Origin of the sequence: Mycobacterium sp. (assembly GCF_036273375.1) — a bacterium.
Classification (GTDB): Bacteria; Actinomycetota; Actinomycetes; order Mycobacteriales; family Mycobacteriaceae; genus Mycobacterium.
On record NZ_DASUHS010000250.1, the window covers coordinates 35,545 to 58,746 of the forward strand.

The 23,202-nt window shown below is 66.4% G+C and carries 19 protein-coding genes and 1 pseudogene; 14 read left to right on the forward strand and 6 right to left on the reverse strand.

The features are described 5' to 3' along the window. Positions 1–3: 3 nt before the first annotated feature. The 3 genes and pseudogenes from VFW69_RS22335 to VFW69_RS22345 form a co-directional block, all read left to right on the forward strand. Positions 4–246, forward strand: a pseudogene (locus VFW69_RS22335) (DNA-formamidopyrimidine glycosylase family protein); the annotation flags it as partial. A 162-nt stretch (positions 247–408) separates the two neighbouring features. Continuing rightward, positions 409–867 carry a zinc finger domain-containing protein gene (locus VFW69_RS22340; RefSeq protein WP_526504780.1) on the forward strand — a complete coding sequence of 153 codons (459 nt, stop codon included), beginning with the start codon at positions 409–411 and terminating at the stop codon, positions 865–867. A gap of 41 nt (positions 868–908) precedes the next feature. Then, positions 909–1,658: an SDR family oxidoreductase gene (locus VFW69_RS22345; protein ID WP_526504692.1), complete on the forward strand. Its 750-nt coding sequence runs from the start codon at positions 909–911 to the stop codon at positions 1,656–1,658. Between the two features lie 7 nt (positions 1,659–1,665). On the opposite strand, the gene pgi is transcribed toward VFW69_RS22345, so the two are convergent. Continuing rightward, positions 1,666–3,330 carry a glucose-6-phosphate isomerase gene (pgi, locus tag VFW69_RS22350; protein ID WP_526504694.1) on the reverse strand — a complete coding sequence of 555 codons (1,665 nt, stop codon included), beginning with the start codon at positions 3,328–3,330 and terminating at the stop codon, positions 1,666–1,668. Between the two features lie 78 nt (positions 3,331–3,408). Next, positions 3,409–3,729 (reverse strand): chorismate mutase, encoded by a 321-nt coding sequence (locus tag VFW69_RS22355; RefSeq protein ID WP_526504696.1) that lies wholly within the window; start codon positions 3,727–3,729, stop codon positions 3,409–3,411. A gap of 390 nt (positions 3,730–4,119) precedes the next feature. Here VFW69_RS22355 and pcrA point away from each other — a divergent pair, with 390 nt between their 5' ends. After that, positions 4,120–6,531: a DNA helicase PcrA gene (pcrA, locus tag VFW69_RS22360; protein ID WP_526504698.1), complete on the forward strand. Its 2,412-nt coding sequence runs from the start codon at positions 4,120–4,122 to the stop codon at positions 6,529–6,531. 89 nt (positions 6,532–6,620) lie between these two features. Here pcrA and VFW69_RS22365 read toward each other — a convergent pair whose 3' ends face one another. Both VFW69_RS22365 and VFW69_RS22370 read right to left on the reverse strand, forming a co-directional pair. After that, entirely contained in the window at positions 6,621–7,211 is a 591-nt protein-coding gene (locus VFW69_RS22365; RefSeq protein ID WP_526504700.1) for a hypothetical protein, read from the reverse strand. 1 nt (position 7,212) lies between these two features. Next, positions 7,213–8,259, reverse strand: a complete 1,047-nt coding sequence (locus VFW69_RS22370; protein ID WP_526504702.1) for a M23 family metallopeptidase — start codon at positions 8,257–8,259, stop codon at positions 7,213–7,215. 329 nt (positions 8,260–8,588) lie between these two features. Here VFW69_RS22370 and sucC point away from each other — a divergent pair, with 329 nt between their 5' ends. The 3 genes from sucC to VFW69_RS22385 all read left to right on the forward strand — a co-directional run bounded on the left by sucC (position 8,589) and on the right by VFW69_RS22385 (position 12,311). Further along, positions 8,589–9,752, forward strand: coding sequence for an ADP-forming succinate--CoA ligase subunit beta (gene sucC / locus VFW69_RS22375; RefSeq protein ID WP_526504704.1), 1,164 nt, complete (start codon positions 8,589–8,591; stop codon positions 9,750–9,752). Positions 9,753–9,764: 12 nt separating this feature from the next. Next, positions 9,765–10,667 (forward strand): succinate--CoA ligase subunit alpha, encoded by a 903-nt coding sequence (sucD, locus tag VFW69_RS22380; RefSeq protein WP_526504706.1) that lies wholly within the window; start codon positions 9,765–9,767, stop codon positions 10,665–10,667. Between the two features lie 120 nt (positions 10,668–10,787). After that, positions 10,788–12,311 carry an acetyl-CoA acetyltransferase gene (locus VFW69_RS22385; protein ID WP_526504708.1) on the forward strand — a complete coding sequence of 508 codons (1,524 nt, stop codon included), beginning with the start codon at positions 10,788–10,790 and terminating at the stop codon, positions 12,309–12,311. Between the two features lie 23 nt (positions 12,312–12,334). On the opposite strand, the gene VFW69_RS22390 is transcribed toward VFW69_RS22385, so the two are convergent. Continuing rightward, positions 12,335–13,183: an LLM class F420-dependent oxidoreductase gene (locus tag VFW69_RS22390; protein WP_526504710.1), complete on the reverse strand. Its 849-nt coding sequence runs from the start codon at positions 13,181–13,183 to the stop codon at positions 12,335–12,337. 254 nt (positions 13,184–13,437) lie between these two features. Here VFW69_RS22390 and VFW69_RS22395 point away from each other — a divergent pair, with 254 nt between their 5' ends. From VFW69_RS22395 to VFW69_RS22425, 7 genes are all read left to right on the forward strand, one after another. Beyond that, positions 13,438–14,349: a DUF5336 domain-containing protein gene (locus VFW69_RS22395; protein ID WP_526504712.1), complete on the forward strand. Its 912-nt coding sequence runs from the start codon at positions 13,438–13,440 to the stop codon at positions 14,347–14,349. Between the two features lie 47 nt (positions 14,350–14,396). Next, positions 14,397–15,791 carry a cell division protein PerM gene (locus tag VFW69_RS22400; protein ID WP_526504714.1) on the forward strand — a complete coding sequence of 465 codons (1,395 nt, stop codon included), beginning with the start codon at positions 14,397–14,399 and terminating at the stop codon, positions 15,789–15,791. 134 nt (positions 15,792–15,925) lie between these two features. Then, positions 15,926–16,573, forward strand: coding sequence for a phosphoribosylglycinamide formyltransferase (gene purN / locus VFW69_RS22405; protein WP_526504716.1), 648 nt, complete (start codon positions 15,926–15,928; stop codon positions 16,571–16,573). Further along, positions 16,570–18,153, forward strand: a complete 1,584-nt coding sequence (gene purH / locus VFW69_RS22410; protein ID WP_526504718.1) for a bifunctional phosphoribosylaminoimidazolecarboxamide formyltransferase/IMP cyclohydrolase — start codon at positions 16,570–16,572, stop codon at positions 18,151–18,153. Before purN ends, purH begins: the two co-directional genes overlap by 4 nt. Positions 18,154–18,240: 87 nt before the next feature. Continuing rightward, positions 18,241–19,626 carry a sigma 54-interacting transcriptional regulator gene (locus VFW69_RS22415; protein ID WP_526504720.1) on the forward strand — a complete coding sequence of 462 codons (1,386 nt, stop codon included), beginning with the start codon at positions 18,241–18,243 and terminating at the stop codon, positions 19,624–19,626. Beyond that, positions 19,619–21,610 carry a vWA domain-containing protein gene (locus tag VFW69_RS22420; protein WP_526504722.1) on the forward strand — a complete coding sequence of 664 codons (1,992 nt, stop codon included), beginning with the start codon at positions 19,619–19,621 and terminating at the stop codon, positions 21,608–21,610. Before VFW69_RS22415 ends, VFW69_RS22420 begins: the two co-directional genes overlap by 8 nt. Positions 21,611–21,691: 81 nt before the next feature. Then, positions 21,692–22,540 carry an aldo/keto reductase gene (locus VFW69_RS22425; RefSeq protein WP_526504724.1) on the forward strand — a complete coding sequence of 283 codons (849 nt, stop codon included), beginning with the start codon at positions 21,692–21,694 and terminating at the stop codon, positions 22,538–22,540. 9 nt (positions 22,541–22,549) lie between these two features. Here VFW69_RS22425 and VFW69_RS22430 read toward each other — a convergent pair whose 3' ends face one another. Then, entirely contained in the window at positions 22,550–23,152 is a 603-nt protein-coding gene (locus VFW69_RS22430) for a DUF1707 domain-containing protein (RefSeq protein ID WP_526504726.1), read from the reverse strand. Between the last annotated feature and the right edge of the window lie 50 nt (positions 23,153–23,202).

A 23,202-nucleotide genomic window follows, 5' to 3' on the forward strand; every position in this document is an offset into this window, starting at 1 on the left:
ACCGTGCCCGAACTACCCGAGATCGAAGCGCTGGTCGACCATCTGCGGCGCCATGCCGTCGGCCTGACGATCGGCCGGGTCGACATCGCCGCCCTGTCCGTGTTGAAGACATTCGATCCGCCGATCAGCGCGCTGCATGGCCAGACCGTGGTGGGGGCCGAGCGGTGGGCCAAGTACCTCGGGCTGCGGACGGACAACCTCTTCCTGATCGCGCACCTGTCGCGGGCGGGCTGGCTGCGGTGGTCGGACAAGCTGGCCGCGGCGCCGCTGCGGCCCGGCAAGGGCCCGATCGCGCTGCGGGTGCACCTGGGCACGCCCGGTGAGGCGCCCGGCTTCGACCTAACCGAGGCCGGCACCCAGAAGCGGCTGGCGGTGTGGCTGGTCGATGACCCGGCGAAGGTTCCCGGGATCGCCGCGCTCGGCCCGGACGCGCTGGACCTGGACGTGGACGCGCTGGGCAATCTGTTGGCCGGCAACACCGGCCGGATCAAAACGGTCATCACCGACCAAAAGGTGATCGCCGGGATCGGCAACGCGTACAGCGACGAAATCCTGCACGTCGCCCGCATTTCGCCGTTCGCCACCGCCGGCAAGCTGTCCGACGCGCAGCTCGCCACGCTGCACGACGCGATGGTCTCGGTGCTCACCGACGCGGTAAGCCGGTCCGTCGGGCAGGGGGCGGCCACCCTCAAGGGCGAGAAGCGCTCCGGATTGCGGGTGCATGCCCGCACCGGGTTGCCCTGCCCGGTATGCGGGGACACCGTGCGCGAAGTGTCGTTCGCGGACAAGTCTTTTCAATACTGCCCAACGTGTCAGACGGGTGGCAAGATCCTGGCCGACCGGCGCATGTCGCGTTTGCTGAAGTAGTCGCCGGGCGGGAACTTGACACCTGTCGATATGCTGCCCCGATGACTCGCCAGAAGATCCTCATCACCGGTGCCAGCTCCGGCCTGGGCGCCGGGATGGCGCGCGCTTTCGCCGCCAAGGGCCGCGACCTTGCGCTGTGCGCGCGTCGCAACGACCGGCTCGATGAGTTGAAAGCCGAGCTGTCGCAGAAATATCCGGACATTAAGATCGCGGTCGCCGCGCTGGACGTCAACGACCACGAGGCCGTCCCCAAGGTGTTCGCTGAACTCAGCGACGAGCTGGGCGGCATCGACCGCATCGTCGTCAACGCCGGCATCGGCAAGGGCGCGAAACTGGGCTCCGGCAAGCTGTGGGCCAACAAGGCCACCATCGAGACCAACCTGGTGTCAGCCCTGGTGCAGATCGAGTCCGCCTTGGAGATGTTCAACAAGACCGGTTCGGGCCACCTGGTGCTGATCTCCTCGGTACTCGGCAATAAGGGCGTGCCCGGAGTCAAGGCGGCCTATGCGGCGAGCAAGGCCGGGGTGAGCTCACTGGGCGAATCGCTGCGCGCCGAATACGCCAAGGGACCCATCAAGGTTTCGGTCATCGAGCCCGGATATATCGAGTCGGAGATGACGGCCAAGTCAAACAGCACAATGTTGATGGTGGACAACGAATCTGGCGTCAACGCCCTCGTCGCCGCCATGGAGCGGGAGCCCGGCCGGGCCGCGGTGCCGTGGTGGCCGTGGGCACCGCTGGTGCAGTTGATGCGGGTGCTGCCGCCTCAGCTGACCAAGATGTTCGCCTGAGAACTTGTCAGCTGCTTCGCCCGCGTTCGCTGCGATAGCGGCGCACCAGCGCGTCGGTGGAGCTGTCCGACTGCGGGGCCGGCGAGCCGTCGGCAGTGATCACCGGGAGCAGGGCCTTGGCCTGGGTTTTGCCCAACTCCACGCCCCATTGGTCGAACGAGTCGATTCCCCAGATCACGCCCTCGGTGAAGACCTGATGTTCGTACAGCGCGATCAGCTGGCCCAACACTGACGGCGTGAGCCGGTTAGCCAGAATCGAGGTCGACGGCCGGTTACCGGGCATCACCTTGTGCGGCACGACGTCCGCGGGCGTGTCCTCGGCGGCGATCTCGTCGGCGGTCTTGCCGAAGGCCAGCACTTGAGTCTGGGCGAAGAAGTTGCTCATCAACAAGTCGTGCATGCTGCCGCTGCCTTCGGCGGTGGGTAAATCGTCCAGGGGTTGGCTGAACCCGATGAAGTCGGCGGGCACCAACCGGGTTCCCTGATGCAGCAACTGGTAGAACGCGTGCTGCCCGTTGGTTCCCGGTTCGCCCCAGAAGATTTCACCGGTGTCCGTGGTGACCGGGCCGCCGTCCGCGCGGGTCGACTTGCCGTTGGATTCCATGGTCAGCTGTTGCAGATACGCCGCGAAACGTGCCAGGTCATTGGAATAGGGCAGCACAGCGCGCGATTGCGCGCCCATGAAGTTGGAATACCACAGGCCGATAAGTCCAAGCAGCACAGGCGCGTTGGACTCCAGTGGCGTGGTTTTGAAGTGGCGGTCGACGATGTGGAACCCGGATAGGAAGTCCGCGAAGGCTTGTCGGCCGATGACGGCCATCACCGAGAGGCCGATCGCCGAGTCCACCGAGTAGCGGCCTCCGACCCAATCCCAGAACCCGAACATGTTGTCGGTGTTGATACCGAAATCGTCGACGAGGCGTTTGTTGGTGGAGACGGCGACGAAGTGCTGGGACACCGCGGCGTCGCCGAGCGCGTCGGTGATCCAGCGGCGCGCGGCCGTGGCGTTGGTCAGGGTTTCCAGCGTCGAGAACGTCTTCGACGCGACGATGAAAAGCGTTGTGGCGGGGTCTAAGTCGGCCAGTGTGGCGATCAGGTCGGCCGGGTCCACGTTAGAGACGAAGCGCGCCGAAATCCCCGCATCCGCATAGTGGCGCAGTGCCTGGTAGACCATCACCGGGCCGAGGTCCGATCCACCGATGCCGATGTTGACCACCGTGCTGATCCGTTTCCCGCTGGCCCCCGTCCATTCGCCGTTGCGCAACCGGTCGGTGAAGTCGCCCATGGCGTCGAGCACCGAGTGCACGTCTTGGACGACGTTTTCGCCGTCGACTACCAGCTCGGCGTCCCGGGGCAGTCGCAGCGCGGTGTGCAGGACCGCGCGATCCTCCGAGGTGTTGATGTGCACCCCGGCGAACATCTGGTCGCGTCGCTCTTCGAGGTTGGCCGTGCGCCCGAGATCGATCAAGAGCCGCAGCGTTTCTCGTGTGATGCGGTGCTTGCTGTAATCGATGTAAAGGTCGCCGACGGAGACGGTCAGCTCGCGGCCGCGATCGGGATCGTCGTCGAAGAGCTGGCGCAGATGGGTGTCGCCAATTTCGTCATGATGCCTGCGCAGGGCGTCCCACGCCGGGGTGGCGGTGATGTCGGGGAGGATGTGCACGGAGGTCATGCTTCGACCCTATGGGCTGTGACGTGACGGAGCCAGGTGTCGCGGCGAGCTCTGCGCCCGACCGATAGACCGTCGAGGTCAGTGACCGAGCCGGCCCCTGCCCAGACGCAGCAGCAGTATCGCCAGGTCCTTGCCCTCGGGGCCGAGCGCGCTGTATCGCTCGATGACCTTCATTTCGCGGCTATGGACAAGCCGTGTGCCGCCGGATGCCATTCGGGCCTTGCCGATCGCCTGGGATACCTCGGTGCGCCGCTGCACCGCGGCGAGAATCGCGGCGTCGAGCCGGTCGATTTCGTGGCGCAACTGGTCTATGTCGGTGGCCTCTTGGGCCTCCACCACCTCGGTGTTCATCTCTTCTGACTCCGCGTTTTCGTCGTGATTCGGGGGTTCTGGTCTCATGCAGTATCGGGCCTCACAAAAGAAGAGCCCCGAGTGCCGAAAGCGGACCACGGGGCTCTGCGTAAGCAGTTAACCCACGGGCACCGCGAACCGGTACCCGGAGCAAAGTCAACAGCGCCACTCCTGAGTCGAGGAGTGTCGCCGATACTGCGCGTTGAGCACGAATCGAGTTTGCCACTAAAAATCGTAGACGTACAAAGAAACGGATTTAAGCTGCGCTTTTTGGACTTGGGTGCAATTGCTTCGCCGGACAAATCCGGGTTAAGAATTGCGTTCCGACACGCCGAATTCGTGGGAGTCTGCGTGACGCTGTCATGGCGGCTCCGCCCACTAGCCTGGTCTGATGCCAGGGCGCTGTGCGTCAGTGGGCGGCGGTAAGTTTGGACTGACATGAGTGTGCACGCAACAGATGCCAAGCCGGCCTCCGAAGCAGATCAACTGCTCGAGGGCCTCAATCCGCAACAGCGCCAAGCGGTGGTGCACCAGGGTTCCCCACTGCTGATCGTCGCGGGTGCGGGTTCGGGAAAGACCGCGGTGTTGACCCGCCGCATCGCCTACCTGATCGCCGAACGCGGGGTCGGGGTCGGTCAGGTGCTGGCCATCACCTTCACCAACAAGGCAGCCGCGGAGATGCGCGACAGGGTGGTGCGGCTCGTAGGCAACCGGGCGCGCGCCATGTGGGTGTCCACCTTCCACTCAACCTGCGTGCGCATCCTGCGCAACCAGGCGTCCCTGATCGAAGGCCTCAATTCCAACTTCTCCATCTATGACGCCGACGACTCACGGCGTCTGCTGCAGATGATCGGGCGCGACATGGGACTCGACATCAAGCGCTACTCGCCACGGCTGCTCGCCAACGCCATCTCCAATCTGAAGAACGAGCTGATCGACCCCGCCGAGGCGGTGGGCAAGCTGACCGACGAATCCGACGAGTTGTCCCGCACGGTGGCCAGCGTCTACGGCGAATACCAGCGACGGCTGCGGGCGGCCAACGCGCTGGACTTCGACGACTTGATCGGGGAAACCGTGGCAGTGCTGCGGGCCTTCCCGCAGATCGCCCAGCACTACCGGCGGCGGTTCCGGCATGTCCTCGTCGACGAGTACCAGGACACCAACCAAGCGCAGTACGTGCTGGTGCGCGAACTGGCCGGCCGCGGCAGTTCAGCGAGGCTCGCCGCGGCTGGCCCGGGGGCCGGCGGAGGCGAGGCGAAGCTGGGACCGCCGAATCGGCGAGGCAGTGACGAGGTATCCGACGAGGTGCCGCCCGCGGAGCTGTGCGTGGTCGGCGACGCCGACCAGTCGATCTATGCGTTCCGCGGCGCCACCATCCGCAACATCGAGGACTTCGAACGCGATTACCCGGACGCGACAACCATTCTGCTGGAACAGAATTACCGCTCGACGCAGAACATCCTGTCCGCGGCCAACTCTGTGATCGCCCGCAACTCCGGGCGCCGCGACAAGCGGCTGTGGACCGCCGAAGGCGCCGGTGAGCTGATCGTCGGCTACGTCGCCGACAACGAGCACGACGAGGCCCGATTCGTCGCCGGGGAGATCGACGCGCTCGCCGAGAAGGGCGAGATCACCTACAACGACGTCGCCGTGTTCTACCGCACCAACAACTCGTCTCGGTCGTTTGAAGAGGTGTTCATCCGCGCCGGAATCCCCTACAAAGTCGTTGGGGGAGTGCGCTTCTACGAGCGCAAGGAGATTCGCGACATCGTCGCCTATCTCCGGGTGCTGGACAACCCCGGGGACACGGTCAGCATCCGGCGCATCCTCAACACCCCGCGCCGGGGCATCGGCGATCGTGCCGAGGCCTGCGTGGCGGTGTATGCCGAGAACACCGGCGCCAGTTTCGCCGACGCGCTCGTGGCCGCGGCCGAAGGCAAAGTGCCGATGCTGAATTCGCGTGCGGAGAAGTCGATCGCCGGTTTCGTCGAGCTGCTGGACGAGCTGCGCGGGCGCCTGGACGACGATCTCGGAGATCTGGTCGAGTCGGTGCTCGAACGCACCGGATACCGCCGGGAACTCGAATCCTCCACCGATCCCCAGGAACTCGCCCGTTTGGACAACCTCAACGAACTCGTCAGCGTGGCACACGAATTCAGTACCGATCGGGCCAACGCCGCGGCATTGGGCGAGTCCTTACAGACCCCCGAAGACGAAGACGTGCCGGACACCGGTGTGCTGGCGGAGTTTTTGGAGCGGGTTTCGCTGGTCTCCGACAGCGACGAGATCCCCGAGGACGGCGCGGGCATGGTCACCCTGATGACGCTGCACACCGCCAAGGGTCTCGAGTTTCCGGTGGTATTCGTGACCGGCTGGGAGGACGGAATGTTCCCCCACATGCGGTCCTTGGACGATCCGGTCGAACTCTCCGAGGAGCGGCGGCTGGCCTACGTCGGGATCACCCGGGCCCGGCAACGGCTCTACCTGAGCAGGGCCATCGTCCGGTCCTCCTGGGGACAGCCCATGCTCAACCCGGAATCGCGCTTCCTGCAAGAGATTCCGCAGGAACTCATCGAATGGCGACGCACCGAGCCGGCGCCGTCGTTCAGCGCGCCGGTGAGCGGTGCCGGCAGGTTCGGCACGCCGCGGGCGGCCCCAACCCGCTCGGGCATGAGCAAGCGCCCGCCGCTGGTGCTCGCACCCGGCGACCGGGTGACGCACGACAAGTATGGGCTGGGCCGGGTCGAGGAAGTGTCCGGCATCGGCGAATCGGCGATGTCGCTGATCGACTTCGGCAGCTCGGGCCGGGTGAAGCTGATGCACAACCACGCCCCGATCAGCAAGCTCTAGCCCGACAACCACGATGCGTGCGTCGAACGTGCACTCAGTGCGAAAAATCGGCGGCGAAATCCTCGCCGTGAGTGCACGTTCGGCAGAGCTCAGGCGTCTAGCCAGCGTTTGGTTTGCGGCAGCAGCACCAGCACCACCGTGGCGATCGGCAGTAGCGGCAGCAGGTGCACCACCCAAGCGACCCGGGCCCCGGCGATGAACACCCCGATGTAGGTGAGAAAGGCGACCAGCGCGCCGGCCATCAGAAGGTAGCGGCTGATCGATCGGCGCTGCAGCAGCATGATCACGCCCGACACCGTGGTGCCCGCGAACACCAGGGCCAGGAAGGCGACCGCGATGCAGAACAGGCGGTCGGTTCGCCACCAACCGGCGATCAGATCGGTAGCCACCACCGACGTCGCCCAGCCGCTGATGATGCTGACCGCGCACGCGGCGACGGCCGTCCGATCTTTGGGCTCAAGGGCAGGCACTCCGGTATAACCGGTGCGACCCCCACGAGAACCTGCCCGGTAGGGCGCCGATTGCGGGGCGAAGTGGGTGGTCGGGGTGTCCGGCGTGGTCGGGATGGGCCCGGTCGGCGCCCGCCGGATGATCCGTGTCCGTGAGTCGGAGGGCGGATCGTGCTCAGGCGTGGGCTCAGGCGGACGCGGACCGGAAGGTTCTTCGTTCGGCGCGGTCACCTCAGCCAGCGTAGTTGCCGACTGTAAGTCCCCGCTTAGCGAGCCACGGCACCGGGTCGATCCGTTCGCTGCCGCCCTGCAGCACCTCGAAATGCAGGTGCGGGCCGGTGGAATTGCCCCGGTTGCCCATCGTGGCGATCTGGTCGCCGGCCATCACGCGCTCACCAACGCTGACGAGCGTGGTGTTGATGTGACCGTAGAGCGTGACCGTGCCGTCGGCGTGACGCAGCTTGACCAGCATCCCGTAGCCGCTGGCCGGACCGGAGTCGATGACCACGCCGTCGGACACCGCATAGATCGGTGTCCCGATGGAGTTGGCCAAGTCGATACCGGCGTGCAGCACGCCCCAGCGGTAGCCGAAGTTGGAGGTGAAGATGCCCTTGGTGGGCATCACATAGAGCGGCTGCGACAACCGCGCCTCGCGCTCGGCGCGGTCGTTGGCGAAGGCGACTCCCTTGGCGAGCTCCTGGTTGTGCAGCGCGGCGGTGGCCGCCGGCGCCGCGGCGATCACCTGCGGCCCGCGTGCGGTGTTGCTTCCCGCCCCGCCGCTGAGCGTCGAGGCGTTTGCGGTCAGCACGGCGTCGGTCTTGGGGGTGTCGGCGTGGCTGGTGGCCGTGTGGGCGGCCGCTGCGGCCGCACCCGCCGCCATCGCCGAGATCAGCAGGCGGCCCCGGGCCGCGCTGGTTGGTTCCTTGCGGTGCTGTCCCGCGCGGCGGGTGATGCCGACGACGTCGGTGGTGTGCGAGCGATGTAGAGGTCGCTCGACGCGCGGCTCGACGATCACCCGTGGCAGCACCTCGGTGACGGGTGCGGCCAGCCAGACCGGGCGTACGTCGTCGGCCTCGTTCAAGTCGTCGAGCTCTGGCGCCAGCAGCACCTGTGCTTCGTTGTCGAACGGTGAATCGCCGCTGAAGTCCAGGTCGCCGAGATCGCCGGCGTCGTCACTGAAATCGAAGTTGTCGAAGTCAAAGCCGTCGAGCGGAAGGATTTCCGTGACTTCGGTGCGATGCGGTGCTTCGGCCCACCGGGCGCCTGCCGCGCGACCCACCCTCACGACGCCTTCAGTTACGGCAGAAGGCCGGGCAAAACGGTGCTGGGACAACCTGAAATGTCCTCGTATCGTGACCATAACGTTATCTGGACCCTAGGAAGGTATCCGCTAACGCGCGGGGCTGGCAACCTGGTTGGAAAATCCGGGCGAAATTGTGATTTGGATCACGCGCACCGTTAACCCCTTGCTCGTGAGCTGAGCCACATAGGCGGACGCGGCGGTAAAAGCCGTTTGAGGGGTGGATACAGTTCGTCCGTGCGAGATGCCGAGCACGGCGCCGCCCACCAAGAGGCCTAATAGTTGAGTCGAGCGAAGACAGAGAGTCCATGGACCTTTTCGAGTACCAAGCAAAAGAGTTGTTCGCCAAGCACAACGTACCGACTACGCCGGGACGCGTGACCGACACCGCCGAGGGCGCTCGCGAGATCGCGACCGAAATCGGTCGTCCGGTAATGGTGAAAGCGCAGGTGAAGGTCGGCGGACGTGGCAAGGCGGGTGGCGTCAAGTACGCGGCGACACCCGAAGACGCCTACGAGCACGCCAAGAACATTCTCGGTCTCGACATCAAGGGACACGTCGTGAAGAAGCTGCTGGTCGCCGAGGCCAGCGACATCGCCGAGGAGTACTACATCTCCTTCCTGCTCGACCGCGCCAACCGCACCTACCTGGCCATGTGCTCGGTAGAGGGCGGCATGGAGATCGAGGAGGTCGCCGCGACCAAGCCCGAGCGGCTGGCCAAGGTTCCGGTGGACGCCGTCAAGGGTGTCGACCTGGCTACCGCGCGTTCCATCGCTGAGCAGGGCCACCTGCCCGCCGAGGTGCTCGACGCCGCCGCGGTCACCATCAATAAGTTGTGGGAGGTCTTCGTCGCCGAGGACGCCACCCTGGTTGAGGTCAACCCGTTGGTGCGCGACCCGCAAGACCAGATTCTGGCGCTGGACGGCAAGGTCACTCTGGACGCCAACGCCGACTTCCGTCAGCCCGGCCACGCCGAGTTCGAGGACCGCGACGCCACCGACCCGCTGGAGCTCAAGGCCAAGGAGCACGACCTCAACTACGTCAAGCTGGACGGCGCGGTCGGCATCATCGGTAACGGTGCGGGCCTGGTGATGTCGACGCTCGATGTCGTCGCCTACGCGGGGGAGAAGCACGGCGGCGTCAAGCCGGCCAACTTCCTCGACATCGGTGGTGGCGCTTCGGCCGAGGTGATGGCCGCGGGCCTGGACGTCATCTTGAACGACAAGCAGGTCAAAAGCGTGTTCGTGAACGTGTTCGGGGGCATCACCTCGTGCGACGCCGTCGCCAACGGGATCGTGACCGCGCTGAACATGCTCGGCGACGAGGCCAACAAGCCGCTCGTGGTTCGGCTCGACGGCAACAACGTCGACGAAGGCCGCCGCATCCTGGCCCAAGCCAACCACCCGCTGGTTATCCAGGCCGAGACCATGGACGCCGGTGCCGACAAAGCCGCCGAGCTGGCGAACAAGTAAGGGAGCCAAGCCATGTCGATCTTTTTGAACAAGGACTCCAAGGTCATCGTGCAGGGCATCACCGGCGGCGAGGGAACCAAGCACACCGCGCTCATGATGAAAGCCGGCACCCAGGTGGTGGGCGGCGTGAACGCGCGCAAGGCCGGCACCACCGTGTCGCATGTGGACCCGAAAGGCAAGGACGTCGAGCTCCCGGTGTTCGGCACCGTCGCGGAGGCGATGAAGGAGACCGGCGCGAACGTGTCGGTCGTCTTCGTGCCGCCGAAATTCGCCAAGGACGCGATCATCGAGGCCATCGACGCCGAGATCCCGCTGCTGGTGATCATCACCGAAGGAATTCCGGTGCAGGACAGCGCGTTTGCGTGGGCGTACAACGTTGACAAGGGGCAGAAGACGCGCATCATCGGGCCGAACTGCCCCGGCATCATCACCCCGGGTGAGGCCCTGGCCGGCATCACCCCGGCGAACATCAGTGGATCCGGCCCGGTCGGACTGGTGTCCAAGTCCGGCACCCTGACCTACCAGATGATGTACGAGCTGCGCGATTTCGGCTTCTCCACGTCGATCGGCATCGGTGGTGACCCGGTAATCGGCACCACCCACATCGACGCAATCGAGGCCTTCGAGAAGGACCCCGACACCAAGGTCATCGTGATGATCGGTGAGATCGGTGGCGACGCCGAGGAGCGCGCCGCCGACTACATCAAGGCCAACGTCTCCAAGCCTGTCGTCGGCTACGTCGCGGGATTCACTGCGCCGGAGGGCAAGACGATGGGCCACGCGGGCGCCATCGTGTCCGGCTCGTCGGGCACCGCGGCCGCCAAGAAGGAGGCCCTGGAGGCGGCCGGCGTCAAGGTCGGCAAGACGCCGTCGGAGACCGCCGCGCTGGCCCGGGAGATCCTGCAGAGTCTGTAGTTCCTTACCGCGACTGCGGTCAGATCGCGTTTTCGCCCGAATCCGCGATCTGACCGCAGTTTCGTTTTGGCTCCAGCCATCGGTTAGCCTATCGAACTAACAGTTGCCAGGAGGTTTGTAATGCCGGTCGATCCGCGTACTCCGGTGCTCGTCGGTGTCGGCCAGTTCACCGAGCGCATCGACGACCCTGACTATCGCGGTATGTCGGCGGTCGACCTCGCGACGGCCGCCACGCGGGCAGCTCTTGCCGACACCGGAGCCAAGGGCGTTGCGAAGGCCGTCGACACCGTCTTCGGGCTGCGGCAATTCGAGATCTCTGGACCGATGCCGGCGAGGCTCGGCAAGTCGAACAACTACCCGCGTTCCGTGATGAACCGTCTCGGCGGTGATCCCGCCCGCGTGGTGCTCGAACCAGTCGGTGGGCAGGGGCCGCAGAAGCTTGTCACCGAGGCGGGCAACGCAATCGCGGCGGGTGACGCCGACGTGGTGCTGATCATGGGCTCGGAGCCGGGGTCGACGGCCCGCTACTTCGCCGATCGGGATGACAAGCCCGACTTCACCGAACACGTCGAGGGTCAACTGGAGGATCGCGGCCACCAGATCTCAAGCTACATCGACGAATACACGATCCAGCACGGCTTGACCGGAGCGCCCGTGCAGTACGGGCTCCTGGAGAATGCGCGCCGCGCCCGCCTTGGGCGCAGCGTGGCCGACTATCGACGCGAGATGGCCGAACTGTTCGCCCCGATGTCCAAAGTAGCTGCCAAGAACCCGCTTTCGTCATCACCGGTCGAGCGGTCGGTCGAGGAGATCATCACGATCACCGACGACAACCGGATGATCTGCGACCCTTATCCCCGTCTGCTCGTCGCCCGCGATCAGGTCAACCAGGGCGCGGCGGCGGTGCTGACGTCAGTGGGAGTGGCGACCCGCCTTGGCGTGCCCGAGGACAAGTGGGTTTATGTGCATGGCCACTCGGACATGATCGAGCAGGCGATGCTCGATCGCGTCGACCTCGGTGCCAGCCCGGCGGCGGTCCATGCGGCCCGAGAAGCGTTGCGGGTAGCCGGAATCGGCATCGACGACATCGAAACCTTCGATCTGTACAGCTGCTTCCCATTCCCGGTGTCCGTCATCTGCGAAGCCCTGGGCATCGACGGCGACGACCCGCGCGGCCTGACCCTGACCGGCGGATTGCCGTACTTCGGCGGTCCTGGGAACAGCTACTCGCTGCACGGTATCGCCGAGACGGTAGCGCAGATGCGGGACCGGCCAGGCCAATTCGGCCTCGTCGGCGCCAACGGCGGCATTATGAGCAAGTACTCGATCGGTATCTACTCGACCACACCGGTGGACTGGCGCACCGACAACTGTGCGGAGCTGAAAAAGGAGATCGACGCGCTGCCGAAGGTCGACGTCACGAAAACACCCGATGGCGCGGCAACCATCGAGACCTACTCCGTGCGCTACGACTGGCCGGTCCGCACCGGCATCATCGTCGGCAGGCTGGCTGCGGACAACACGCGATTCATGGCCACGACCGACGACGACGATCTCGTCGCATTGATGTGCGACGGCGATCCGCTCGGTGCGGAGATCTGGGTGTGGTCGACCGACAATGGCAACCGGGCTTCGCTGGCCTAGACCCCCGTAGTGCCCGCGCGGGCCTAAACCATCGCCGAGAGCTTGCCAGCGAGCCGCTCGACGTAGGCGGCAACCTCGTCCTCGGACTTATCCGGCAGACCGAACAGCACCTCGGTCACCCCCAGCTCGGCCCACTTGGCCAGCTTCTCGGGGACCGGCTTGAAGTCCAGCGCCACGATCTGGGGAGCGCCGTCGCGGCCCGCCGCCGTCCAGGTGTCTTGCAGCAGCTTCACCGGCTCGTCGATGTCGAAGTCGCGCGGGGTGGTGATCCAGCCGTCGGCGCTGCGCGCGATCCACTTGAAGTTCTTCTCGGTGCCCGCGGCACCCACCAGCACCGGGATGTGCGATTGCACCGGCTTGGGCCAGGCCCAGCTTGGGCCGAACTTCACGAATTCACCGTCGTACTCGGCTTCTTCTTCGGTCCACAGCGCCCGCATCGCTTCGAGGTATTCGCGCAGCATGGTGCGGCGCCGGCCCGCTGGCACGTTGTGGTCGGCGAGTTCGTCGGTGTTCCAGCCGAACCCGACGCCCAGGCTGACCCGTCCACCCGACAGGTGGTCAAGGGTGGCAATACTTTTCGCCAAGGTGATCGGGTCGTGCTCGACCGGAAGGGCCACCGCGGTCGACAGCCGCACCCGCGAGGTGACCGCGCACGCCGCGCCCAGACTTACCCATGGGTCTAGTGTCCGCATGTAGCGATCGTCGGGCAGCGATTCGTCCCCCGTCGTGGGGTGAGCCGCCTCGCGCTTCACCGGAATGTGGGTGTGTTCTGGCACGTAGAAGGTCTGAAAGCCATGGTCGTCGGCGAGCTTCGCGGCCTTCGCCGGGGAGATGCCACGATCACTGGTAAAAAGCACAAGCCCGTAATCCATGCAGAGAATTAGAACGTGTTCTACCTCTGCTGAGCAAGCCGTTGTGACACGGACCGTCTCGCGAGCGGCGCGCGGCGCCGCCGGCGTGGGCCCCGGCATCCAAGCCAGTGGCAGCGGCACGGGTTGCCGCACGTGCGCTAGCGTGGGTGATCGACCGCGTCGCTAACGCAGCGAGGCGCCTGCAAGCACAGCGTTGCACCGCAACCGTGGCGACCGCTAGGCAGTTCAAGGCACTGGAAGCAACAGGAGGAGTTATGACCTACTCTCCCGGAAGCCCGGGCTATCCACCGGCGCAACCCGGCGGCACCTATGCGGGCGGCACACCGTCCTTCGCCAAGGACGACGACGGAACGAGCAAGCTGCCGTCTTACCTGAACATCGCGGTGGTGGTGCTCGGTCTGGCGGCGTACCTGCTGAACTTCGGTCCCACATTCACCATCGGCGCCGATCTCGGCCCGGGCATCGGTGGACGCGCGGGCGACGCGGGCACCGCCGTCGTGGTTGCCGTGCTGGCCGCGCTGCTCGCCGGGCTCGGCCTGCTGCCGAAGACCAAGAACTATCCGGGAATCGTTGCGGTGATCGCGGTTCTGGGTGCCCTGCTGGCCATCACCGAGACGATCAACTTGCCCTCCGGTTTCGCGATCGGCTGGGCGATGTGGCCGCTGGTGGCGGCCGTCGTGCTCCAGGCAATCGCCGCGGTCGTCGTGGTCCTGCTGGACTCCGGGGTGATCACCGCACCGGCGCCGCGGTCCAAGTACGACCCCTACGCGCAATACGGCCAGTACGGGCAATACGGCCAGTACGGTCAGCAGCCTTACTACGGTCAGCAGCCGGGCGCCCAACAGCACGGGGGCCAGCAGCAGTCGCCGCAGGGTTACGGGTCGCAGTACGGCGGCTATTCGCCCAGCGCGGCGCCCACCCAGAGCGGCGTTCCGACCGGCGGTTTCGGCGCTCAGCCCGCGCAGCAGTCGGGTCCCCAGCCGTCCGCGCAGCAGCATGGCCCGTCCACGCCGCCCACCGGCTTCCCCAGCTTCAGCCCGCCGCCGAATGCCGGTGGATCGGATGCCGGTTCGGCGACGACAAACTTCTCCGAGCAGGGTGGGGGCCAGCAGTACGGCCACGAGCAGCAGTCGCCGTCGTCACCGTCTGGGCCAGCGCCCTCCTAACCGTGCGCTGTCGCGCATAGTCGGGGACGCGCCCCAGAGTGACACGGGTGGAGGACAACCGGGCAGCAGGCGCTCGCCAGGCGCGTGACCTTGCCAGGGTGGCGTTCGCCCCGGCGGTGGTGGCGTTGGTCATCATCGCCGCGGTCACGCTGATCCAGTTGTTGATCGCCAACAGCGACATGACCGGCGCGCTGGGCGCCATCGCCAGTATGTGGCTGGGGGTGCACCAGGTACCTGTATCGATCGGTGGCCGCGAACTCGGTGTGATGCCGCTGTTGCCGGTCCTCCTGATGATCTGGGCGACCGCCCGCAACACGGCACGGGCCACCACGCCCTACTCGTCATGGCTAGTCGTTCGCTGGGTCATCGCCTCGGCGCTGGGCGGCCCGCTATTCATGACGGCGATTGCCCTGGCGGTTATCCACGACGCGTCATCGGTGATCACCGAGCTGCAGACACCCAGCGCGCTGCGTGCGTTCCTCAGCGTCCTCGCGGTTCATGCCGCCGGCGCCGGGATCGGTGTGTGGTCCCGGGTGGGGCCGCGCGCGCTGGCGGCGGCGTCGCTGCCGGTTTGGCTGGGCGATTCCCTGCGCGCCGCCTCCGCCGGCCTGCTCGCGTTGCTCGGGCTGTCCGGCCTGGTGACGGCGGGGTCGCTGGTCGTGCACTGGTCGACCATGCAGGAGCTCTACGGCATCACCGATTCGATCTTCGGGGAGTTCAGCCTCACCCTGTTGTCAATGCTGTACGCGCCCAACGTGATTGTGGGCACCGCGGCGATGGCCGTCGGGTCCAGCGCGCACATCGGGTTCGCGACATTCAGCTCGTTCACCGTCTTCGGTGGTGATATCCCGGCCTTGCCGGTGTTGGCCGCCGTGCCCAGGCCTCCGTTGGGGCCGGTCTGGGTGGCGCTGCTCATCATCGGCGCGTCGTCCGGGGTTGCGGTCGGCCAGCAATGCGCCCGGCGCGCGCTGCCGCCGCTGGCGGCCGCGGCCAAGCTGCTGGTCGCCGCGGTCACCGGGGCGTTGGTGATGGCCTTGCTGGCGTACGCCGGCAGCGGCCAGCTGGGCAACTTCGGCCACGTCGGCGTGGACCAGGGCGCGTTGCTCATCGGTGTCTTCTTCTGGTTCGCGGTCGTCGGCGGCGTCACCGTGGTGATGAGCGGTGGGGCCAGGCGCCGTCCCCGACGGCTCGAGGCCAGGCCCGCGCCCGCGGCGGTCGAGGAACCCGCGGACCTCACGGGCGCTTTCGATGACGATCGGCCGCCCGAGGACGCGGCGGGGGAGGACGCGATCCCGGCGGACCCGGCCGCCGATGCCCCGGGCGACTCTGCCGGACCCGACGCGACGGTCGGCTCCGCCGAGCCCGATTTCCCGGTCGATGACGACCAGCCGCCGCCGGCCGCACCGGAGCCGGGCGCGACCGAGCGAGATTCCGGGGATTAGGCCTTTTGCCCGCCTCGCAGCGACAACCGCGGCGCGGGCGGGTGCGGCGCCGGCGATTGATGCTCAGAGGCGGGCAATTCGCACGTGGTCAGCCTGATCGTCAGGGCTACGACACCGACAGTAGGCTCGCCGATGTGGTCGAACCGCTCCAGGTGCCCCCGAACGCACCGGCACGGGTAGTGGTACTGGCGTCGGGCACCGGATCGCTGCTGACTTCACTGCTGACGTCGGCCGTCGCGGACTATCCCGCGCGGGTGGTTGCCGTCGGTGCCGACCGCGACTGCCTGGCCACCGAGATCGCCGCGGCCGCATCCGTGCCCGTGTTCACCGCCCGGCTCGGCGATCACCCGGACCGCCACGCCTGGGACGCGGCCATCACTGAGGCCACCGTCGCGCACTCGCCCGACCTGGTGGTCTCCGCTGGATTCATGAAAATACTTGGGCCGCAATTCCTTTCGCGATTCTACGGCCGCGTCATCAATACCCATCCGACGCTGCTGCCGGCGTTCGCGGGTGCGCACGGGGTGGCCGACGCGCTGGCCTACGGTGTGAAGCTCACAGGCTGTACGGTGCACCTGGTAGACGCCGGGACGGACACCGGGCCGATTCTGGCGCAGGAATCCGTTCCGGTGCTCGATGGCGACACCGAAGACAGCTTGCACGAACGCATCAAAGTCACCGAACGGAAGCTACTGGTGGACGTGGTGGCCGCGATCGCTACAGGCGGCCTGACCCTGGTCGGGAGAAAAGCGACGATCGGACGAAAGGCGATGAACCGATGAGCACCGACGACTGGCGCGAAGACGCCAAACGGCCGATCCGGCGCGCCTTGATCAGCGTGTACGACAAGACCGGGTTGGTCGATCTCGCCCAGGGCCTGACGGGTGCGGGCGTCGAGATCGTCTCGACCGGATCCACCGCGAAGGTCATTGCCGACAAAGGCATTCCGGTGACCCGGGTCGAGGAGCTGACCGGTTTTCCCGAGGTGCTCGACGGCCGGGTCAAGACACTGCACCCGCGCGTGCACGCGGGTCTGCTGGCCGACCTTCGCAAACCCGAGCACGCCGCCGCACTCGAGGAACTCGGCATTGCGGCGTTCGAGCTCGTCGTCGTCAACCTGTACCCCTTCACCGAGACCGTCGACTCCGGGGCAAGCATCGACGAATGCGTCGAACAGATCGACATCGGCGGCCCGTCCATGGTGCGGGCCGCGGCGAAAAACCATCCCAGCGTGGCTGTGATCACCGACCCCCGGGGCTACGACGGCGTGCTCGCCGCGGTACGCGAAGGCGGCTTTACCCTCGCCGAGCGTAAAAAGCTCGCCTCGCTGGCGTTTGCGCACACGGCCGAATACGACGTCGCTGTTGCGAGCTGGATGGAGTCGACGCTGGCCCCCGAACACCCGCCGACGACTTTTCCGAAGTGGTTGGGCCGCAGCTGGCGCCGCTCGGCGATGCTGCGCTATGGCGAGAACCCGCACCAGCAGGCCGCGCTCTACAGCGACCCTGGCGCGTGGCCGGGACTTGCGCAGGCCGACCAGCTGCACGGAAAAGAGATGTCCTACAACAACTTCACCGATGCGGATGCGGCCTGGCGGGCCGCCTTCGATCACGAGCAGACCTGCGTGGCAATCATCAAGCACGCCAACCCGTGTGGGATTGCCATCTCGTCGGCATCGGTCGCGGACGCACACCGCAAGGCGCACGAATGCGATCCGCTCAGTGCGTTCGGCGGGGTCATCGCGGCCAATACCGAGGTCAGCCTGGAAATGGCCGAGTACGTCAGCACCATCTTCACCGAGGTCATCGTGGCCCCCGCCTACGAGCCGGCCGCCCTGGAGGTGTTGACCCGCAAGAAGAACATCCGGGTGCTATTGGGTTCGGAGCCGCTGAGCGGCGGTACGGAGCTGCGGCCGATCAGCGGTGGCCTGCTGGTGCAGCAGCGCGACGAGCTGGACGCGCATGGCGACAACCCGGCGAACTGGACCCTGGCCACCGGCTCCCCCGCCGATCCGGCGACGCAGGCCGACCTGGTGTTCGCCTGGCGTGTGTGTCGCGCCGTGAAATCGAACGCGATCGTGATCGCCAGCGGCGGCGCCACCATCGGCGTCGGCATGGGTCAGGTGAACCGGGTCGACGCCGCGCGGCTGGCCGTCGAACGCGGCGGCGACCGGGTGCGCGGCGCGGTCGCGGCCTCGGATGCGTTCTTCCCGTTCCCCGACGGACTCGAGACGCTGACCGGTGCCGGAGTGAAGGCGATTGTGCATCCGGGCGGATCGGTGCGTGACGACGAGGTGACCGCGGCGGCCACCAACGCCGGCATCACGCTGTATCTGACCGGGGCGCGTCACTTCGCGCATTAGTCACGGCGCGCGCGGCGACGCGGGTGTCAATAAGCGTTAGGTGAACGCCCTTGGCATGACTCGTCTGAGCGCGCGTCGTAGCGTGGAGTGGTGACGTCACCGAGCAACCTGCCCCGCACCGTCGGCGAATTGCGTGCCGCCGGTCATCGTGAACGGGGAGTCAAGCAGGAAATCCGCGAAAATCTTCTCACCGCTTTGGCCGAGGGAGATGACATCTGGCCGGGCATTTTGGGATTCGACGACACCGTCTTGCCGCAGCTCGAGCGGGCGCTGATCGCGGGTCACGACTTGGTTCTCCTCGGTGAACGCGGCCAGGGCAAAACCCGGCTGCTACGCGCGCTGACCGGATTGCTCGATGAATGGACGCCGGTGATCGCCGACGCCGAACTGGGGGAGCACCCGTTCTCGCCGATCACGCCGGAGTCGATCCGCAAGGCCGCCACTCTGGGCGACGACCTGCCGGTCGAATGGAAGCATCGCAGCGAGCGCTACACCGAAAAGCTCGCCACCCCGGACACCAGCGTCGCCGACCTGGTCGGCGACATCGACCCGATCAAGGTCGCCGAGGGCCGCAGCCTGGGGGACCCGGAGACCATCGCTTACGGACTGATTCCGCGCGCGCACCGCGGCATCGTCGCGGTCAACGAACTGCCCGACCTCGCCGAGCGCATCCAGGTGTCGATGCTCAACGTGATGGAGGAACGCGACATCCAGGTCCGCGGTTACACACTGCGCCTGCCGCTGGACGTGTTGGTGGTGGCCAGCGCCAACCCCGAGGACTACACCAATCGCGGACGCATCATCACCCCGCTCAAAGACCGTTTCGGCGCTGAGATCCGGACCCACTACCCGCTTGAGCTCGAAGCGGAAGTCGGTGTCATCGCGCAGGAAGCGCACTTGTCCGCCCAGGTTCCCGACTACCTCATGCAGATACTCGCTCGATTCGCCCGCTACCTGCGGGAGTCCAACTCCGTCGATCAACGCTCCGGGGTGTCGGCGCGGTTCGCGATCGCCGCCGCCGAGACCGTCGCCGCCGCCGCACGACACCGCGGCGCGGTGCTGGGGGAGACGGACCCGGTCGCCCGGGTCGTCGATTTGGGCACGGTGATCGACGTCCTGCGCGGCAAGCTGGAATTCGAATCCGGCGAGGAAGGCCGCGAACAGGCCGTGCTCGAACACCTGCTGCGCCGCGCCACCGCGGACACCGCGTCGCGAGCCTTGGGCGGCATCGACGTCGGATCGCTGGTGGCCGCGGTCGAGGGCGGTTCGGCGGTGACGACGGGCGAGCGGGTCTCGGCCAAAGATGTGCTGGCCGCGGTCCCGAGCCTGCCGGTGGTGGAAAAGATTGCGGCCAAGCTCGGTGCGCAGTCGGAAGGCGAGCGCGCCGCGGCGCTGGAACTGGCGCTCGAGGCCCTGTATCTGGCCAAGCGCATCGACAAGGTGTCCGGGGAGGGCCAAACCGTCTATGGCTAGGTCTTTTTCGAAAGGGCACCCGCTACGCTACTCGGCGTACACCGGCGGGCCCGACCCCTTGGCCCCGCCGGTGGATCTGCGCGAGGCGCTCGAACAGATCGGCCAGGATGTCATGGCGGGCACGTCGCCGCGGCGTGCGCTGTCCGAGCTGCTGCGCCGCGGCACCAAGAACATGCCCGGCGCGGACCGGATGGCCGCCGAGGCCAACCGGCAGAGACGGGATTTGTTGCGGCGCAATAATTTAGATGGCACGCTGCAGGAGATCAAGAAGCTGCTCGACGAGGCGGTGCTGGCCGAACGCAAGGAGCTGGCCCGCGCGCTCGACGACGACGCCCGCTTCGGCGAACTGCAGCTGGACGCGCTGCCGTCGTCGCCGGCCAAGGCCGTCCAGGAGCTCTCCGACTACAACTGGCGCAGCGGCGAGGCCCGTCAAAAGTACGACCAGATCAAGGATCTGCTCGGCCGCGAGATGCTGGACCAACGCTTCGCGGGCATGAAGCAGGCGCTCGAAGGCGCCACCGACGAGGATCGCCAGCGGGTCAACGACATGGTCAATGACCTCAACGACCTGCTGGACAAGCACGCCCGCGGCGAGGACACCCCACAAGACTTCGAAGACTTCATGGACAAACACGGCGAGTTCTTTCCGGAGAACCCGCGCAACGTCGATGAGTTGCTGGACTCACTGGCCAAGCGTGCCGCCGCCGCGCAGCGATTCCGCAACAGCCTCAGCGCTGAGCAGCGCGCGGAGCTGGATGCCTTGGCGCAGCAGGCCTTTGGCTCGCCGTCGCTGATGCAGGCGCTGAACCGGCTCGATGCGCACCTGCAGGCGGCGCGGCCGGGGGAGGACTGGAACGGGTCCGAGCAGTTCTCCGGTGAGAACCCGTTCGGGATGGGCGAGGGCACCCAGGCGCTGTCCGACATCGCCGAGCTGGAGCAACTGGCCGAGCAGCTGTCGCAGAGCTATCCGGGCGCCACCATGGACGACGTCGACCTGGATGCGCTGGCACGCCAGCTCGGAGACGAGGCGGCAGTCGACGCCCGCACCCTTGCCGAATTGGAACGCGCGCTGGTCAATCAGGGCTTCTTGGACCGCGGCTCCGACGGCCAGTGGCGGCTGTCGCCGAAGGCCATGCGCCGACTCGGCGAGACGGCATTGCGCGATGTGGCGCAACAACTTTCCGGGCGCCGCGGTGAGCGCGACCACCGACGCGCGGGAGCGGCCGGCGAGCTCACCGGCGCCACCCGACCTTGGCAGTTCGGTGACACCGAACCGTGGAACATCTCCCGCACATTGACCAATGCCGTTCTGCGGCAATCGGGAACCGCCACCCTGGACGGCCGGGACGGGCGGCTGAAGATCACCGTCGACGACGTCGAGGTCTCCGAGACGGAGACACGTACGCAGGCCGCGGTCGCGCTGCTGGTCGATACCTCGTTCTCCATGGTGATGGAAAATCGGTGGCTGCCCATGAAGCAGACGGCGCTGGCGCTCAACCATTTGGTGTGCACGCGTTTTCGTTCGGATGCTCTGCAGATCATCGCCTTTGGCCGCTACGCCCGGACGGTGACCGCCGCGGAGCTCACCGGCCTCGAGGGCGTCTACGAGCAGGGCACCAACCTGCATCACGCGCTCGCGCTGGCCGGTCGCCATCTGCGCCGGCATCCCAACGCGCAGCCCGTGGTGCTGGTGGTGACCGACGGAGAGCCCACCGCGCACCTGGAAGACTTCGACGGCGACGGCACGACCGTGTTCTTCGATTACCCACCGCATCCGCGGACCATCGCGCATACCGTGCGCGGCTTCGACGAGATGGCGCGACTGGGTGCCCAGATCACCATCTTCCGGCTGGGCAGCGACCCGGGTCTGGCCCGGTTCATCGACCAGGTCGCCCGACGCGTCGAGGGGCGCGTCGTGGTGCCCGATCTCGACGGATTGGGAGCGGCCGTGGTCGGCGACTACTTACGGTCGCGCCGCCGTTGATTGCCGTCCCGGCTTGGCAACGCCGGCCGAGGGATTGGTGTTTTCTCGACGGGGTACAGGGGATTCAGAAGGAGGAGACGCATGAGCCAGGTTCCAACAATCGAACTCAATGATGGTGTCAGCATTCCGCAGCTGGGTTTCGGTGTGTTCCAGATCAAGCCCGACGAGACCGCCGCGGCGGTGAAGACGGCGCTCGAGATCGGATACCGCCACATCGACACGGCCGAGATGTACGGCAACGAAAAGGAAGTCGGACAAGGCATTCGCGATGCGGGACTTGACCGCGGTGAGGTCTTCGTCACGAGCAAGCTCAACAACGGATTTCACAAGCCAGACGATGCGCGTCGCGCCTTCGACAAGACGCTGAAGAAGCTGGATTCCGACTACGTCGATTTGTTCCTCATCCACTGGCCGCTGCCCACGCTCTATGACGGCGACTTCGTCTCGACGTGGAAGGTCTTCGAAGAGTTCGCGCGCGACGGACGCGCTCGCAGCATCGGTGTCTCGAATTTCCAAGTCGCACACCTGGAGCGGCTCGTCAACGACACCCACACCGTCCCATCGGTCAACCAGATCGAGGCGCATCCCTACTTCGCCAACGACGAAGTCCGAGCGTATGGACGCGAGCACGGCATCGCCACCGAGGCGTGGTCGCCGATCGCCCAGGGCCGGGTGCTCGACGATCCGGTGATCAACCGCATCGCCGACGCCCGCGACAAATCAGCGGCACAGGTGGTGTTGCGCTGGCACATCCAGCGGGGCGACATCGTCTTCCCGAAATCGGTAACGCTGCAACGGGTCAAAGCCAACTTCGAGCTGTTCGACTTCGAGTTGGACGACTCGGACATGGACGCGATCTCAGCTCTGGACCAGGGTGAGTCGGGACGCAACGGCCCAAACCCCGACACGTTCGATTACGTGCCCGACTAAAGGCTTTTGCTACCCGCGCGGTCGGCGGGCCTTGCGGATGATGCCGACCCCGCCCCACAGCGAGAAGCCCCGAATGTGGACGGTCGGCGCGCCGGGCGCGCCCTGCCCGAGGACGGCGCGGTCAAAGTTTCCCATCACGCCGCGGCCGTGCACCTCGACGTTGACCTCGGGCGGCAGCAAAATGTTCTGCACACCCATGATCGACATCGCATGAATGTCGACCTCGGTCGAGGTGAAGTCGGCGTAGCGTAAATCGACCACCCCGCTGCCCCACAGGGTGAAAGTGGTGAGCTTCTTCGGGACGTTCCATCGGCCGCGGCGCTCAAATCCGCTCATCAACGCCAGCAACAGCGTCGACGGCGCCGGATTGGGCTTGCCGCCGCGGCGCGGGCTGACCGGCGTCCCCGGTAGATCGGCCCGCAGCTGATCCAACTCCTCATACGTCGTCGCCGCGTATGCCCTAGTCAAACGGTCTTCGTAGTCGTTCAGCTGCAGGCGGCCCTGCTCGGCCGCGTACGCCAGCAACTGCGCAATCTGGATGCGATCGGTGTCGGCCGCACGCGACGGCTCGCCGCGCTTGTCCTCCGCGTCCCGTTGCGTTGAATTGCTCATCACCCACGAGCCTACGACGTCCAGCTTTTGCCGCAAGAGGATTGGCTAAA